Source organism: Clostridiales bacterium, from assembly GCA_014799665.1.
Lineage (GTDB): Bacteria > Bacillota > Clostridia > Christensenellales > Pumilibacteraceae > Anaerocaecibacter.
In genome coordinates this window covers 233,252-250,198 of sequence record JAAVHP010000004.1, presented here as the reverse complement: position 1 = coordinate 250,198, position 16,947 = coordinate 233,252, and the positions used below count along the sequence as shown (strand labels likewise).

The 16,947-nt window shown below is 49.2% G+C and carries 7 protein-coding genes; all 7 read right to left on the bottom strand.

Going from position 1 to position 16,947, the window contains the following annotated elements; all coding sequences use genetic code 11:
• Nucleotides 1–982 precede the first annotated feature (982 nt).
• Nucleotides 983–2,098 carry a galactokinase gene (locus HDT28_01740; GenBank protein ID MBD5131307.1) on the bottom strand — a complete coding sequence of 372 codons (1,116 nt, stop codon included), beginning with the start codon at nucleotides 2,096–2,098 and terminating at the stop codon, nucleotides 983–985.
• Nucleotides 2,095–3,453: a galactose-1-phosphate uridylyltransferase gene (locus HDT28_01735; protein MBD5131306.1), complete on the bottom strand. Its 1,359-nt coding sequence runs from the start codon at nucleotides 3,451–3,453 to the stop codon at nucleotides 2,095–2,097. Before HDT28_01735 ends, HDT28_01740 begins: the two co-directional genes overlap by 4 nt.
• 49 nt (nucleotides 3,454–3,502) lie before the next feature.
• Nucleotides 3,503–4,447, bottom strand: coding sequence for a hypothetical protein (locus tag HDT28_01730; GenBank protein MBD5131305.1), 945 nt, complete (start codon nucleotides 4,445–4,447; stop codon nucleotides 3,503–3,505).
• A 62-nt stretch (nucleotides 4,448–4,509) separates the two neighbouring features.
• Nucleotides 4,510–6,399 carry an ROK family protein gene (locus tag HDT28_01725; protein MBD5131304.1) on the bottom strand — a complete coding sequence of 630 codons (1,890 nt, stop codon included), beginning with the start codon at nucleotides 6,397–6,399 and terminating at the stop codon, nucleotides 4,510–4,512.
• A gap of 20 nt (nucleotides 6,400–6,419) precedes the next feature.
• Nucleotides 6,420–8,414 carry a DUF4965 domain-containing protein gene (locus HDT28_01720; protein ID MBD5131303.1) on the bottom strand — a complete coding sequence of 665 codons (1,995 nt, stop codon included), beginning with the start codon at nucleotides 8,412–8,414 and terminating at the stop codon, nucleotides 6,420–6,422.
• Between the two features lie 18 nt (nucleotides 8,415–8,432).
• Complete coding sequence (locus tag HDT28_01715) at nucleotides 8,433–13,127, bottom strand: family 78 glycoside hydrolase catalytic domain (GenBank protein ID MBD5131302.1); 4,695 nt, start codon at nucleotides 13,125–13,127, stop codon at nucleotides 8,433–8,435.
• 90 nt (nucleotides 13,128–13,217) lie between these two features.
• The gene (locus HDT28_01710; protein ID MBD5131301.1) at nucleotides 13,218–16,934 is read right to left on the bottom strand and encodes a hypothetical protein; all 3,717 of its coding nucleotides are present in this window, start codon (nucleotides 16,932–16,934) and stop codon (nucleotides 13,218–13,220) included.
• Between the last annotated feature and the right edge of the window lie 13 nt (nucleotides 16,935–16,947).

The window sequence follows — 16,947 nt, the reverse complement described above, 5'->3', positions numbered from 1 at the left end:
TTTGTTCTTCTTCGGTGGAAAAGTAGGCTTGTATAGCAGGCAGTAATGCTCTTGCAAGGGAATCAATTACGAAATCGGGTATTCCGGTGTTGTTTATTTTTCTTTTTGATATAAGGGTCTTCCTCCAATATTTTGGTGTGCTTGTCGTTGCTTGCACCATTCAACGTAATCTTTTTGTCCTTGCTTGGACGATAGATATTCTCGCATTATCGGGAGCAAAATTCTAGCCAGAGACTCGAGCTGATAATTCGGCATATCAAAGCCTGATTTGTTCTTTTGATTTTTTAACATAAGATTTATTGTTTACCTCCAATATTGGATTTGCTGAGATACAGCAAAAACGCTACGCATTGCGTAGCGTTTTTACACTTGGTCGAATTCGTCACGCAGTGTGTGCCGAATTCAAATGTCAACTGCATAAATATTAATACACCCATTTTGCCACGTTAGCAAGCTAATCCTCATTAAAGCATAAAATAGCTTAAATATCAAGCATTGCACAAGTACAATCATTTTAGCGACACAGCGCACTATCAGCCCTAAATACGCCGAAATAACGCCACATATTCCAATCTTGCGGCTCGACGCGAGTTTCATCAAGTTCACCAAACAAGTTAAAGGCGAACCCGTTTCCATTAGGAGACGGATTCGCCTTTAATGTATAAAGCTATGAGATGTATAACCCCCTATTCTTTCGAAAAATACAGACACATAGCCAATAACGACATCATTGAAGTATCCCCAAACCATTCTTCATATCGCAGTTTGTCGTTCTCAGGTTTATTCTCTGATTCATACAACGGCGAGTCTTTTTAAAATGCTTTTAAAGTATTAGATGAAAGAAAAAATACTATAACCGAGAAAATAATTTGTTGGAGAGTTTTTTCAAGATCGAAATGTTATATAAATCAAATGCATATCATGTTTGTCTCTTTTGTTATACAGTTTTGGTCGCTCGCATTTTGGTTGCCATAGATATCTCCTAAATGCTTGTGACCGTAATACCGTCTGATATTTCGGCATCGTATATTTTACAATCGTAACCGATTTTTTCTTTATATTCTCTTGTGACAGCATTTTTGAAATATTCAACTCCATCTTTTTTAACAATAGATACGGTACAACCACCAAAGCCGGCGCCCGTCATTCTTGAACCTATACACGCATCATGTCTTTGGGCGACGGACACAAGCGTGTCCAATTCTTTACCTGTCACTTCATATAGATCCTTTAATGACTTATGCGAAGCGTTAAGAATCTGACCTAGCCTAGAAATATCTCCGCTTTGCATAGCACTTGCCGCATGATTTACTCTCGCACATTCTTCTACTATATGCTTACATCTGTCGTAGACTTTGCCACTTAATATATGCCCATACTTGTTGAACTGATCTTCGGTCAATTCGGCAAGGCATGTTATGGGCAACACCGATTGCAATATTTTTAACGCTTGCTCGGTTTCCTGCCGACGCTCGTTGTACTTGCTTTGTACAAGATTGTGTGGCTTATTGCAGTTTATTATAACTAGCGAATAATCCCCCAATTGAAGCGGTAAATAATTACAGTTTAACGTGTTACAGTCCAACAGCATCACTCCGTCTTTTCTTCCGCAAGCAGAGGCATATTGATCCATTATCCCGCAATTCACGCCAGCATACTCTATTTCGGCTTGCTGCGCTTTGAGTGCAATATCGACTGTATCCAATTCCTCGCCCGCTATCGTCGCAAGCGCGGCTATGGTAGAAACCTCAATCGCCGCCGAACTTGAAAGCCCGCTTCCAAACGGAACGGTGCAATCTTGCAACATATCGCAACCGATTATTTTATGTCCGGCTCTTTGCCACATCAACGCCGCGCCCGCTTGGTAGTTCCCGTATTTTAAGCCTTTGTAGATCTCTAACTTGTCTATATCCAACGTAACTTTGTTAGGCAATGTAGTCCACGACAAATTTATTTTATTTGTACCGTTGGGACGAATATATACGGTATTCTTTAACGACAAAGCAGCCGGCATTACCTTGCCGCCGCAATAGTCTATATGCTCGCCTATTATATTTATCCTTCCCGCCGCAGTTACTCTGTAAGCATATTCTGTCATACTTCAAACCCCGCGGTTTTGAGAAATACAATAAAGTCCTTTTCGTCTTTGAATACCGCCGTATTTTGAAGTATCCTATAACATACGCTACCTAATTCGTCCCGCATAGCAGTTTTAACATCCTTATATCTCCCGCTCTCATACAACGCCTTTGTTTCGTCGTATACAAGCTTGAATTGAGAAAAAATTTCAGGTAACGGTTGTTTTTCTACTATTAGCATTTGGACTTCGTTCAATTCTTCTTCGAGCCTGCCCGGGAGTATAAACAAGCCCTGCGCTTCGATTAACCCGATACTCTCTTTCTTTATTGCGTGATATTCGGGATGAGCATGAAATACTCCATCGGGATACTCCTCGCTCGTAATATTGCTTCTTAATATAATGTTCATTTCGTAGCCGCCTGACGTCTTTATCACGGTCGGGCTAATGGCATTGTGGATTCCGTTCTCATCCCGAGCGATTATGCCGAGATCGGGATTGTTATACTGTATCCACGCTTGCCTTATTCTGTCCGCTACGTCTATTATATCGTTGCGCTTATCGCTTTTTATTCTTAATACCGTTCCCGGCCAGTCGAGAATGCCCACCGTCACATCGGGAAATCTTTTATCATAGACTTTCGTCCTAATTTCGGTCTTATGCAGCGGCAACACTTCACCACCGCCCTGATAATGATCGTGAGCCAGTACGCTTCCGCCGATCCTCGGCAGTGCCGCATTGCAACCAATGAAATAATGCGGAAACATATTCACAAAATCCAAAAGGTTATTAAGCGTCTGCCCGTCTATGTGCATAGGCGAATGCTTACAGCTTACCGCTATTCCGTGTTCGTTAAAATACCCATAAGGCGAATATTGCCAAAACCACTGTTCCCCACCGAGCGTCAATGACACCGTTCGCAAGTTTCGTTTATTTTTTTCGCCGTTGCCCTCGTTTTGACGGCAAATAACGCACTTAGCAAAACCACCTTCCACACGGTTGCCGTTCTTGGCAAGATTGGGGTCTCGAAATTCCGGCTTTGCCTTATTTATTGTAATTATTAAGCCATTTGCCGTTTCGAATCGCTGATTTTTGTCCAAAACGGATTTCTTTATATACTTGTTATTTATGCAATAATTGTACAGCCAATCGGTTGCTGATTTGGCGTTTTGTTTAAATAACGCTTCGAATCTGTTGTTTACGGCAGACGGCAAAAGCGAGAGCTCGCCAAATATTGCGTCCTCTAACTCTGCGCCATCCAAACCGCTTTGCGCTATCTCCGATATTCGGTTGGCTTTATATATTTCGTCACGCTCGTCAAGCTCCAAACGGCTTTTGGCGTAGGCTATAATATTCTTTATCTCTTCATGCGTCATTGTGTTTTGCCTATTTTCCTATTGACCGCAAGAAATACGGCAACTTGCGCTAACATATTTCTTCTTGATTATTTTTCGAGTTCATTTTTCGTCTGTCACTTATTATCGCAGGGATTACCGCAACAGCCGTGCGAATAAGTAATACTACGATAAAAATTATGCCACCGAGATTAAACGTCGTACTTTGCGATAAAAACGTTGATGCAATGAGTATTGCGAAAAATGCTATTATCGCCGATATGAATACGTACGAACCTATTATCTTTAACGTTTCCGTATACGTTCCGCACAGCTCGCTTTTTAGGAACTTAACCGCCAGATAGGCGATCAACGCCAAAATCAGCACCGCCGCCAAATACAAAATCGCAACTCTGCTCGCGCTTATTAAATAAACCAAAAACTCGGTACCCACGCTACTGCGGAACAGCTCTTTTACGAACGTATCGATACTTTCTCGGTCGCCCCCGACCTCGCCGTTTGGCATATCGAAATAGCCGCCCACGAATTCGACGGTTATTCCGCCCGACGTCGTAAACGAGCAAAAACAGGTATCGTCGAGCAAGATCAAATAATTCTCAACGTTCGATTTATACGCATACTCGGCGTATTTTGTTTTTTGCTCGGCATCCAACGCCCCTCGTGTATCCACTACCAAAGAATAACCGTTTTTATTATAGTCGCACGATTCGTCGGCGAAGCCATTGATAAACTCAACTCCGTCAGGGATAAGCGCGTTGAGTTTCCCGTTCGATACCGATAATTCAATCGACTGTTCGCCGTCCGCGAATATCGAATACGCAAACTCGCTAAAGTCGGGCGAACTGCCGTAGTGCTTATTAAACGACACGACGTACCCTGCTATCAGTCCGCAACAAATCACCATAAACGCCAAAACAAGGCTTACTATGGAATTTGCGATACTGCGCGTTGCACCTTCTTTCGAAATTCGATTTGAAAAGAAACTCAAAAAATAGAATTTAAGCCATGCGACCATACTTTGTTCTCCACACGGTAATTATCCCACATTTTGACGCAAAAATCAAGACCTAAAATAAATTACCTGTCGTCTCCGCACATGGCAAGCCGCGCGGCGCCGATAGTGCCCGCATCGTTACCGAGCGTCGCCGTTGCGATCATTACGGGCGCATTTTCGCTTCCGCCGAACAGCATACCATCCACCTTCCGTCTCAACGGCCTTAACAATACTTCGTCCTGCGCGCATATCCCTCCGCCCAAAAGCACAACGTCGGGTCTGAATATATTGGCTATATTCGCAATTCCTTCGGCAAGATATTCGATATATTTATTAAATACCTTCTTCGCCGATTTATCGCCCTCTTTCATTCCGTCGAACACGGTTTTCCCGTCCACGTTGTTCAAGTCGCCTCCGCACAGCTTCCACATTACGCTGTCACAGTCTTTTTGCATTGCCGCCTGCGTTTGCTTTATAAGCGCGGTTGCCGAAGCATACGCTTCCAAACACCCGCGCCTACCGCAGGTACACTTTTCGCCGTGCATATTTATGACGATATGCCCAAGCTCCGCGCCCGCCGAGTGTCCGCCCTCGTACAGCTTTCCGTCCAAAACTATTCCGCCGCCCACTCCCGTGCCGAGCGTGACGAGCACGATATTTTTGTAATCTCTGCCTGCGCCGACAAAGCTCTCGCCGAGCGCGGCCGCATTAGCGTCGTTGGTTATGAATACGGGAAGCTTCGTAAGCTCTTTCATTGTTTGCCCGAGCGGAATGTTTTCCCAAGCGATATTGTTGCTGTATACTATCACTCCGTTTGCGCTGTCTATCGTTCCCGGCGTGCCCATGCCGACGGCTTCGAGCTTAACGCCCGCCCTGTTTGCAAGCCTTGAGATAAGCGCTGAAATATCTTTGGCTATCTCGGTATATTCCCGTCTGTTTCCTGTGGGTATTTTATCTTTTACGATAAGCTCGCCGAGCTCGCTCACTATACCGCATTTTATAAACGTTCCGCCTACGTCTACGCCTGCATAGTATTTAATCGGTTTTTTATCTACAAGCAAAATTCTTGCGTCGCCCGTAACGGTAAAGCTAACGCCGCACGGCACGAAAAAGCTGTCGCCCTTAACGAATGCCGTACCGTTTATACTCCCGACACCGTCAAGCACGTTGAGCGTTACAAACGAGTTCTCGTCAGTTTCCGTATATTCGCCCGACAAAAGCAGCTCGCGGCATCTGAAATATTTGCACTGCGTTAAATGTCTGAGTTTGCCGCCGTCGACCTCGACAAACATTCCGCTGTCCGTTCTGTCGACAAACGCGTCGAAGTTGATAACGTCAACGGCTTTATCGATATGCAAAGGGCGAAGATTGCTGTTTGCGTCCTTTCGGTTATAATCGTATACGCGGTACGTGATGTTACTGCTTTGCTGAACCTCGCAGATAACGCACCCTGCGCCGATAGCATGAACGGTACCAGCCGTTATAAGATAACAGTCACCCGCCTTTACCGGAATGAAATTCAACAGCTCCTCGACCGTGCCGTCTTTTACTTTTTGAAGAAACTCGCTTTTCGAAGTTTTGCGCTTAAATCCGCAGTATATACCCGCCCCGTCGTCGGCTTCGATTATGTACCACATCTCGGTCTTGCCGTTATCGTTTTCAACTCGCCGAGCAAACTCGTCGTCGGGGTGAACCTGAACGGACAGGTTTTGCTTGGCGTCGATATATTTAACGAGTATGGGAAACGGGCTACCCGCCTTATCGACCGAACACGGATTTTTTTCTAAATATTCCGCGAGCGTACCGCCGGCGCATTTACTCATGCCGTCGGGATGAACGGAAACTTCCCAGCTCTCCGATATTTTCTTGCCGCCGTTGTCGCGGCCAAACAACTCGCCGAGACGGTAGCCGCCCCAAATATAATCCTTTAAGGTAGGCGAAAGTTTTATGACCGTATTCGTATCGTGCTTCATAATCTACTCCCAAATCATTTTTATTTGCCGTGCGCTAAAAGCAGTATAAAACACGCGCCCTGGACCGACCTGTTTCTAAACCCGATAAGTCGCCCCGTCTTGGTGTCGTACCAATCACCGAAGGGCAGTCTGTCTTCGCTGTTGCGCAAATATTTATCTATTCCGCTTAATATTTTGCGTTGTTTTTCCGCGTCGTCGGTAAGGCTCGCCGTCCATACCAGCCAATCCGATTTGGTAAAATCGGCGCGGTTATCGAGCGGAATCCCGTACTCGTTAGTTTTTTCGATATAATAATCGACTTCGCGCTCCCGCAATTCGGGCGGGAACAAACCGAGATCGAGAATTTTATCGAACGCCAAATTATACTTTAACCCGAACGTATCCTCGCCCGAATCCCACGTAAGCGGAGAATGCGGGAAGCTGTTGAAAAACTCGGTGATTTCGGCAGCAAAACGCTCGGCGGTCTTTCGGTAACTGCTACTTTCCTCAGTTTTGTCTATCGCTTGGCACAACGTCGAAAAACACGCAATACCGACGGTCGCTTTGATTGCGAGATTAAGGTTGTTAGCAAGATGCCCCGAGAAGTCGTCCGTGCACAGCTGATTCTCGGGTTTAAGCCCGTTTGCTACAAGATAGTCCGCCCATTTTTTAAGCAAGCCGAACTTTTCCCGAACGATATCCGTACTGCCGTCTGCCCGATACGCCGCCGCAAGCATTATCAGAACGTTGGCGCTCTCCTCGACGGGCATTTGACTTTCGTACCTGTAAACGTCCGCGGACTTGGGCAACTGCCATAAGGGAAAGCGCGTTTGCTTTTCTCGAATATCCAACAAATCGCAGTTGCGAATGTCGTCGTCCTCACGCAAGCCGTAAACCTGTCCGCAGCAGTCGGGGTATGCCCCGACGTCATGCGGCGCAAAATCATATTTCCAAATCGGCATATCGGCAAACTTGAATATGGGTCGCAACATTCCGCGGACGAGCTCGGGATCATACAACAAATACAGCGGCATGGACGGATAGCTTACGTCCACAGTGCCAATACAACCGTTGCTGTAACATTCCTTGGACAAGAACAACAGTTCTCCGTTTCCGTCCTTTACGAGTTTATGCGCACCGACCGACTGCCGAAGCGAAGCGTAGAGAATATTTGTATATTCTTCGCCTATCGAGCGCGCACGGGTCTTCAAATCCCTATCGAGCTTGTCGAGATGCGAATCTATCACATTGGAACGGTCGAACGTTTCCTGCAAAGCGTCGAAAATCGTTTTGTCGCTCAAATAGTAGCCTTTAAGATACTCCCCGAAATATTTAATGCTGACCGTATCGTCAAAGCCGAGCATTATCTTGCCGTTTAATGCACACGAAAAAGAAAGCAATACCTTGCGGTTATAGTTCCTGTCCGCGACGGGCGCGATACCGCAAGCCAAATATACGGCGGCGCCGTCGGTGTCGGTATAATACGATTTTTCACCCGATAAATACCAATAGCCCCATTCGGCGCCGCACCTGTCCGAATCGTCGGACAGCGGCAACTGTCGCTTCAAACCGAAAAACGCGGTCTCAAAGCCCTGCATACGTACCGAACCGCCGCGAACCTCTTTGAAGTCTTCGCCGTTGTAGCAAATGCTTTGATCCAGGACAAATACTATCTCGGCGTCTTTTATCCCGCTAATCTCATACTTGACGTAACAAACGGGGCATGACGTCATTTCGAGATCATCGGGCGGCAAGGGAGAAACAAAGCTCAATTTAAGCTTTGCCCTTCCCGCCTTAAAAGTATAGTCGGTAGTAAACGCCGAAATTTTCAGGTCGGTTTGTTCGGCTTTTTCGAATCGATTATCGCTCCCGAGAAAGCAATACGTCTTGCCGTTGACCTTGATATAACCGTACAGTTTTTTCGTATCGCCAGTCCAGAAAATGACGTCCTTTTCGTTCAGCCGCTCCGCGGGCGACCAAATCGAAAAATACGGGTCCTTCACAAACAACGGGTATGCGGGGAGTAATCTTGTCATATCGCTGTCTCCAAAAACTTATTCGTTGGAATCGTTTTGTTTTTCGGCGTTATCGTCGGGCTTTGCACCGCTCTTTTTACGTTTAACAAGAACCACCGCTACTGCCGCTCCTGCGCCGACTGCGGCAACGCCGCCGAGCACTCCGCCTACGATCGCGCCGACGTTTACGCTACCGTCGGGCTGTTCGGCGGGAGGATCTTTTTCTTCGTTACCCGTATTATCGGGAGGGTTGGTTCCCGAGTTCGACGGGTTTTTAAGAACGAGATCGTCCAGCGCCGACTCGAACTGCGCTACAAGCTTGTTTACCTCACTTTGCTCCGTAGCGTATACCGTGCGGTCGTAAAGCGCTATGACCTTCTCAACCACAGCTTCGAGTTCAAGCAACGAGTCGGTCGTATACAAGCTTCTGTCGAGCGCGTCGTAACGATCCATAAGCGAATCTATCGCGGAAAGATCGGCTCGCGGCGAGTTGTAGATTTCAAGCTCCGCCAGCTGCATACGGTAGGTATTCCCGTCGTACGGAAGCTGATTGAGCTTTGTGCCGCGCACTCGCACGTAACGCGCCTTAACCGAATCGAATGAAAACTCATGCGCGCCGACCGCCCGAGGCTGATAATCGGTTTCGGTAACGACGGGCTCATACGATACGCCGTCCTTCGAAACCTCTATAACGAAATCGCGAGGCATACCGTATGCTACGTCTGTACCGCTACCGCCGCGCGTGTAAATAACCATGCGGTCGATCATAAAGTCGAAGCCCAAATCCACAAGCACCCATTCTTCGTGCTGCTGATCGGTAAGGTTAAGACTGGACCATCCGCCTATACCCGTCGTATCGCCGTCGGTGAGGAACGAACTGCCCCACTTATCGTTTTCGGCATTGACAGACGAGGAAGCGGAAACCTTTGCGGCGCTTATGCGCGAAAGATTGGAGCGGCACGAATAAAGCAACGTTTGTATAGCCGCTTCGAACGTATCGAGCTCCTCCTTGATCTGCGCTTCGGTTAGGCTTTCGTTGCGCGACGCAACGCTTGCTTTTGAAAGCGCGGTTTGGAATGCAGACACTGCGCCTGTCGTATATGAAAGGTTCATAACGCCGCTACTGATTATCTCGTTTACGCGAGCTTTGAGCGCAACACGGTTTGCGTTTATATGATCATTGAGCGCGGCAATGGCGCTTTCAAGTCCGTTAGTCGCCGAATTGATTTGAGATTGCGTTGCCGTTTGATCGGCTTGCACCGTCTTGGCGGTTTCGAGCGCCGACGCGAACACCGTCCAGCCCTCCGCTTTATAATCGGCTTGGGAAAGCTTTTCGGCGTACTCTATCGCCTGATCGAGCGCGCCCTTGTAGCCTGCGCGCTTGTCGAGCGGACTGACGAACGAATAGCTTCCGCTGCCGAGCGTTATTTCCGCTTTTCCGTCGCGCGTGCCGACCGAAATAACACCCGCGGCGGTATCGGCAAACGCCGCGCCGTCGAGAGTTACCCCGCTCACGCTTGCCGTAGGCAATACGAGTTTAACCGTCGAGCCGAACGGGATAGTTATATCGAACTTAGCCTTATTGTCGGCAACGAACGCCCATTTAACTTCGAGCTTACCGCGCACGGTATCGAGCGAAATATCCGCATTTTCGAGATCGCCTGCAAGAAGCGGATCGATATCAAAGGTTTTATAGCCGTCCGTTACGTTCTTGATTCCGCCGATATATTCGAAGAACCACTGATCGTACGTGCCGAGGAAATAATGGTTTTGCGAACGCGAAGTGCTTTCCCACATCTCCCAAAGCGAAGTCGCACCTTTTTCCAACCAATACCCCCAAGAGGGATAAGTCGTTTGCGTGACTATACGATACGCGACGTCCTCGTACCCGTAGTCGCAAAGTATGGGCAGGATATACTTGGTACCGATTATGCCCGTATCGAGGTGATAATCTTTATCCTTAATATCTTTTACAAGTCTGCTTACGACCGCGTCGATATTCTCATTCTTGACCATGCCGAACGCAAGCGGTAAGATTTGCGAGGTTTGACGGTATTTCGTGCGATCGTGCGCGTGATTATTCGCCCACTCGGTCGTTTCGTAATAACCGTCCTTGTAGTATCTCGCGTTGAACGCGTTTAGCACCGTTGTGCGCGCTAAGGTAAACTTGGCTGCGTCGAGAGGTTTTTTAAGCGCCTGCGCGTATTCCGTCATAACGCCGAGCATTTGATAAATATACGCCGTTGCCGCAAACGCGCCGCCGTCGACAGGTTCTTCGTCGTACGGCACTTCGCCGTTACCGGGCGTGGATACGGGCGACGACCAGTCGCCGAGCAAGTATTGATCGGGCCAAATTCCGTTATTGAGAGTATCGATATCGAGTTCGGCAAGCTTTTTCATGCTGTCGTAATACTCGTCTATAAGGTAACTCATGCCGTAGGTATCGACAAGCTCTTTGACCGCAAAGATATATACTGTGTTCCATACGGGAGCATTGGACATGTTTGCCGTGCCGGAATTGGGTACAAGCTGCGGCACGTTGCCGTTAGACGTTTGGCTGTCTTTGATGTCGTTCAAGAACTTGGTCATGAACCGAGCGATATCGAAGTCGAATCCCATCGTTTCGATCGCTATGTTTACGTCGCCCATCCAGCCGTTCTTTTCCAGCCACGGCGTGTCGGTAGGCTTGCCGTGGAAGTTGTTCAGAAGCGTTCTCGTCATCAAGTCGTGCATGGTATTAAGCATTTCGTTTGAAGTCGAGAACGTCGAGGTATGCGCCACGTTCGAATTTATTTGATAGCAAACGACGTCGTCCGCCGTTAGCGTTCCCGAATATCCGGAAATCTGAACGTAGTTAACTCCCTTATAGTTAAACTTAGGCTCGTAGACTTCCGTATCGCTTCCGCTAACGCCCTTGCAAATATATTCGTCGCGCTGGGTTACGCCGTCGCTCTCCGTTTTGAGATTAAGGTTTCCGTCGGACGCGAGCGTTTCAGCATAGTCTATCGTTATTTTTTGCCCGGGAGTGGTGTTGCGGAACGCAATACGCGCCCAGCCCGCAATGTTGCGCGGAGTCTTGACGGTCCACTTGCCGAGCGAGGCGGAATAGCTTATATCGAGCACGCCTTCCGCGCCGTCTACCTTGCCGAACGAAGCCGTCTTGGTCATCTGCTCCATATCCTGCCAAACGAGCTTGCCGTTCGGCGCGGATACGATACCCGCATTGCGCCAAGCAGCGTCGGAATACTCCGCATTGGAGAAATCCGCCGCCCTGCGCGCGTCGAACGTTTCACCGCTGTAAATGCTGTTACGCGTGGTCGGTCCGTCTACCGAATACTTCCAAGACGCGTCCGAGCGCACTTGCTCCTTCGTTCCGTCCGTATAGGTCACGTCCAGCTCGAACCGAAGGCGCGGAGCGTTGCGCCACGGCGCAGTGTTCCAGCCCCAACCGGTTATGTTCTCGTTATAGAATCCGTTGCCGAGCTCGACCGCGATCGCGTTGTCGCCCGAAGCGATGAGATTCGTTACGTCGTAAACGTCGTAAAGCACCGTATCGTTGTAATCGGTGTTGGCGGGATTAAGCACGCTGTCCGTTGCGTTATTGCCGTTTATTTTAAGCTCGTAAAGTCCCAAGCCCGCAATGTACGCACGCGCGGACCTGATCGTTTTTCCGCTTGCGGTTGAAAATTCTTTTCTGAGCACGGGCGCGGAACCGGACGTTGCCGATATCGAAACGTTGTTATTCCAAGGCGCGCTGCCGTACGAGATTATATCATCGCCCGTAGGCGTATGCCAACCCGAGTCGTCAAAGCTCACTGTATTCCAGCCATTGGGATTTGTATCGCTCGTTTTCCACTCGCCGTCGGTCACTATCGTTACGGGTGTATTCGACCCGTTGTAATAGATCTCTATTTTGCAAAGCAAGCCCGCATAGCCCGTGGGATCGTCGGTATTTGTCGCTTCCACGGCTATAACGTTTTTGCCCGCGACAAACGCAGACGCGTCGAGTGTGGTGACCGCGGCAGTCTTCCACGCGTCCGTTATTTCGAGCGTGGAAAGCGTTTCGGCGCCGTTAAGATAGAGCTTGGCTCTGTCGTCGGCGCTCATTGCTATTTGAACGCGCTCTACCGTTTTCGACGGGTCTATTTGGATATCGCGGCGGAAGTACGCTGTTTCGCCCGGGACTTCGTTAACGGCGTGACCTTGCCTATCCCATATCCAATTAGAGCCGGAAAAGCTCATTGCGGTTTGAAGCGCAGGCTCGCCTATCCACGACGAAGTCCAGTCGCTTTCGCTCATCAAGCCCGTCTCGAACCACGATTCGGCGGTAACCGTTTCATCGTCGTTATCCCAAACGGTTACGGTATATTCGTAGGCTGTTTTGGACTGCAACGAAGGACCGTTATACACTACGCCGTAGTTATTTTCGGACGTGACTTTTTGAGAATCCCAAACGGTTTGCCCGCCGTTCTTGACCACGATCCGGTACGCCGTCTGGCTCTTACCGCGCTCGTCCGACGAAAGCTGCCACGAAAATATCGGCTTTTCGTCGTCGATACCGAGCGGGTTCTCGCTGCCGTTTACTTCGAGTTTTTCGATCTTCACCGTAAGCTCCTCCTCGTCCTCGGCAAGCGCGGCGAGAATACCGCCGCCGTGAGGAGCGAGAACCGTCGCGCCCATGAGCGCCGCAGTCATGACGCCGAAAATAGCGTGCTTGCTTTTTTTGTTTATCATATTGACCTCTTGTTAAAAAGTAACAAGCCGAGCCGATTTCGGCTCGGCTTGCACGTTACAGTATCCTAAAATCGATACAATTGCCGTGTGTTATTCGTTCGATTGCGCGGGCGCTTCGTAGTAATTGTTGTTACCCGCCTTATCGAACTCTTTTACACTGCCAAACGCGATCTCGTTGCACTGAGTGTAGGCGCTCGTCTTTCCGTCAAGACACGCCGCGGTCTGAATAACGATGATTATTTCTTTCCCGCTGTATGCCGAGAAATCGTAAATACCCTCGTTATACCCATCGCCACGGTTGTTGATGAGATAATTTCCTTCGATCACCGCATCCGTCGTACCGTATACGCGCCAAGGCGCAAGCTCTACAAGCTCACCGTCGACGTAGACCATAACGAGCATTTTGCTGCCCTGGTTATCCGTGTCGCGCGCATTGAACTTCATGTACTTGTGAGAATCGTCGATATTTACTTTTGCATAAATGTACTCGCCGAGCGGAATACAAATATCACGGTTCACGTTGTAAGCGCTGCTTTTGGTCCAGCCGCTCGCACCGCCGTTATCGGCAGGTCCGAAGGTAGTTCCGTTTAAAGCAGTCAAGCTGTCCATATTTTCTTCTATAACTTCTTTTACGGTTTTTGCTGCGACAAGAGTTACGTCATCGGCAGTTTTTTCGCCGTTAGCCGCCTCTATTTCAGCGCCGCTCACGGTTATTGAACTTGCTACGTAACCTACTTTTGCGAACGTAACGGTAACGCTGTTGCCGTAATTCATAGCAACGTCCACGCTGTACTCGCCGCTTGCGTTCGTTGTGGCAGAGCTACCGCCTGCGGAAACGGACACGCCCGCCAAGGGATTGCCGCTTGCATCTTTAACAATGCCGCTGACAGTACCCGCCGCATAGAAGTTGGTGCCTTGGAAGGCAATTTCATTAGACACAGTGACGAGCCGTTTGTTTACTTCGGTCGTAACTTCCTGAATAATTATCGTAATGGTTTGACCGACGTAAGCGCTGAAATCATAAACGCCTTCGGTATACGCGCCTATATTATTTACGATAAGATTTTTATTAGCTGCGTCGTAGCTGGTTGCAGCTACGTTTCTGCCGCCGCAGAACACCTTGCTTGCAGGCAGTACGACCATATTGCCGTCCGCCGTTATTACTTTAACTTGAAGCAATGCGTCCTGATCGGGACCTTCATCGCCGCGGTTGAATATAAACCAATTGCCTTTCATAAATTTATTGGAATCGGTGATGGCGAACTTCGCGTAATAATAAGCGGCGTCGGTCTTGCCGGAGGCGCGTTCGAATCCCGAGCCCTCGTTGAACGTTTTTGTAACGCCCGTCGAGTCGTGTTGCCAATTATCGTAAATGGCTTTCGATTCAAACTTCGTGCCGGTCAACGCTTGCAGGCTCTCAATATCATCCGAAGTAAGCCCGGGCAAATAAGTTTTGCTAAGAGCAATATCGCCCGCATTGAAAGTTGTATTCGTAAACTCGGTCGATTCGTACGTTACCGTTTTCGAAGCGCTTTCCGTACCGTTGTCGTATTGAACGTTCAAAGTAACCGAACCGTTATTAAGTCTGCTAATCGGGAGAGTGAACGTCCCGTCGTTACCCGTTTGGGCTTCGACTTTTACGTTGTAGCCGAGATTATAGCTTACCGTTGCACCGCTGACTGCCGCACCGCCGTATTTGACCGTACCCGTAACGGTGTTTTCAACAAGGTCGGTCGAGCCGAGATACGACATACCGGCAAGCGCAAAAACCTTACTACGCGCCACGCCGATCGCAAGCACGTAATCGCCGCTTATGGCTTCGTCGAGCGTAAAGTAGAAATCAGAACGAGCGTCCACGTCCGCAAGCGCAACGTTATGATTGATTTTAACGCTATTGCCCTGGGAATCGATAAGTTTAAGAATTATCTCGGGCTGTACGCCGCTGTCATTCTGTCCTACGAAAGTACGAGCCTTAATTACGATTGCCTTCAAATCGGTGAACGTAAGCTTTCTGTAAACGAACACTTTAAGCTCTGAAGTGCCTTGCGGCGCATTGCCCGCGTCTCTGAGAAGCCACCCCTCCGTAGCCTTATCCTGAGATCCGCCCACCTTGATCCATCCGTTCATCATGGCAGCTGCGGAATCCTTCTTTTCGTCTGCGGTCTTGTTAGGCTCATTCTCTTTGATACATTCCACATTCTCAGCCGCAGTTGCCGAAAGCTCGTCGAGCTGTTCCAGAGTAATGCCGGGAAGCGGCAACGCCTTCAATTCTTTTTCGCCGATATTGTATGTGCCGCTCGCAAGGTCTGTCGCCGTAAATGTGATATCCATGGCAACGCCGTTTTTGGAAACGGTTATCTTCTCCGTGCCGCCCTTGCGTACCGATACGGGTATAGTGAACGTACCGCCCGCGCCGGTAGTTACGGGATCGCCGTCGCCGAACGTTACCGTCGCGCCTTCGAGCGCCGCCCCATTTTGCATGATAGTGCCGGTTATATTGCCGGTGACTTCGACGCCGCGGAACTGCACGCTTTCTATCGCCGCGCGGTTGCCGCGAGTGGTGCCGACGGCAAACACGTACTTACCCGTGATCGGGGCTTTAAGCGTAAATTTAAGAACGCTACAATCATCATTGGTGCTTACGACCTCGCCGGGCGCTTCCTTAGGCGTAATGACCGTGCCGTCTTCTCCAACGAGCAATATGTAGACCTCGGGATAACCGCCGCCCAAAAGATTGGCGTTGTGATCCGCGTCGGGGAACCTACGCGCACGCACGGTGATCTCCTCGATCGCGTCGAACGTGAAACGATTGTACGCATAAAGTTTAAGCTCTTTTGAACCGCTTTCTATGTTCTGCCCCGCCTCATGAAAAAGTATGCCCTCGTTTGACATATTATACGACGAAGTAGGCACCGTCCAACTGCCCTGACCGTTGCCGCCTTTCTCGGTAGGACGGAAGTCATAGTCCGCCGCAGGCTCTGCCGTAAGCGCATTAAGACCGATAAGCGACAGGTCGCCGAGCTCGGAAATCGTCTTTACCGAAAGCGATACGTTTTTGGTGATCGCGGTAGCGCCGACGGTAATCGCTATACTTTCGGTATGCGTTTCGTAGGTCGGGTGGGTTACGGTAAGAGTAAGCGTAGCCGCAGTACCCGACGACACTTCAAACGAATATGCGCCGTCCGCGCCCGTCGTTACGGGAGTAAGCTCTCCAAGCTTAACGGTTGCGCCGCTGACTGCCACGCCGCCAGCCTTGACCGTTCCGCTCACCGTAGCAGTTTCGGTCGCTAGGTGCATATCGACGTCGAGCGTAGATTTTTTATCCGTCCATGCGGATTTGGCGACCGTTTTGGTTTCGGTGCGATATCCGTCTTTGCTGAACGTGACGGTTACGCTATCCGTAATTCCCACGTTCCCGAGCGAATACTTGCCCGTCGCGCCCGTAACGGTGGTGTTTGTGCCTACCGCAACGGTAACGCCGTTAAGGTTTTTGCCGTATGCGGTTACTGTACCCGATAACGTGCCGAGTTCTACGTTAGGATCGGTTACGCCGCCGAGTTCCCGAACGTAGTCGCAAACGTTACAAGTGGCGTCGTTGATATCGTCGTAAACGTGTGCGGCATAGTTTCCTCTTTCGTCTGTATGCTCGCAAGTAGCGGGATTATAGTGTCCCAAGCCGTCCTCGGTCTGTTCCCATTTAGTCGTATCGAACGTGTGATCGTGACCGTCCCCGCACCCCACGAGCGCAATCGGGCATACGAAAGTAGAGGCTACCGCAAGTACGGCAGCGATTTTGGATTTTTTCATCATTTATCTCCTT

Excerpts from the sequence above, each read along its gene's own strand:
- HDT28_01735 (MBD5131306.1), bottom strand. The coding sequence starts at position 3,453 with ATGACGCATGAAGAGATAAAGAATATTATAGCCTACGCCAAAAGCCGT.
- HDT28_01720 (MBD5131303.1), bottom strand. The coding sequence starts at position 8,414 with ATGACAAGATTACTCCCCGCATACCCGTTGTTTGTGAAGGACCCGTAT.
- HDT28_01710 (MBD5131301.1), bottom strand. The coding sequence starts at position 16,934 with ATGAAAAAATCCAAAATCGCTGCCGTACTTGCGGTAGCCTCTACTTTC.
- HDT28_01725 (MBD5131304.1), bottom strand. The coding sequence starts at position 6,399 with ATGAAGCACGATACGAATACGGTCATAAAACTTTCGCCTACCTTAAAG.
- HDT28_01715 (MBD5131302.1), bottom strand. The coding sequence starts at position 13,127 with ATGATAAACAAAAAAAGCAAGCACGCTATTTTCGGCGTCATGACTGCG.
- HDT28_01730 (MBD5131305.1), bottom strand. The coding sequence starts at position 4,447 with ATGGTCGCATGGCTTAAATTCTATTTTTTGAGTTTCTTTTCAAATCGA.
- HDT28_01740 (MBD5131307.1), bottom strand. The coding sequence starts at position 2,098 with ATGACAGAATATGCTTACAGAGTAACTGCGGCGGGAAGGATAAATATA.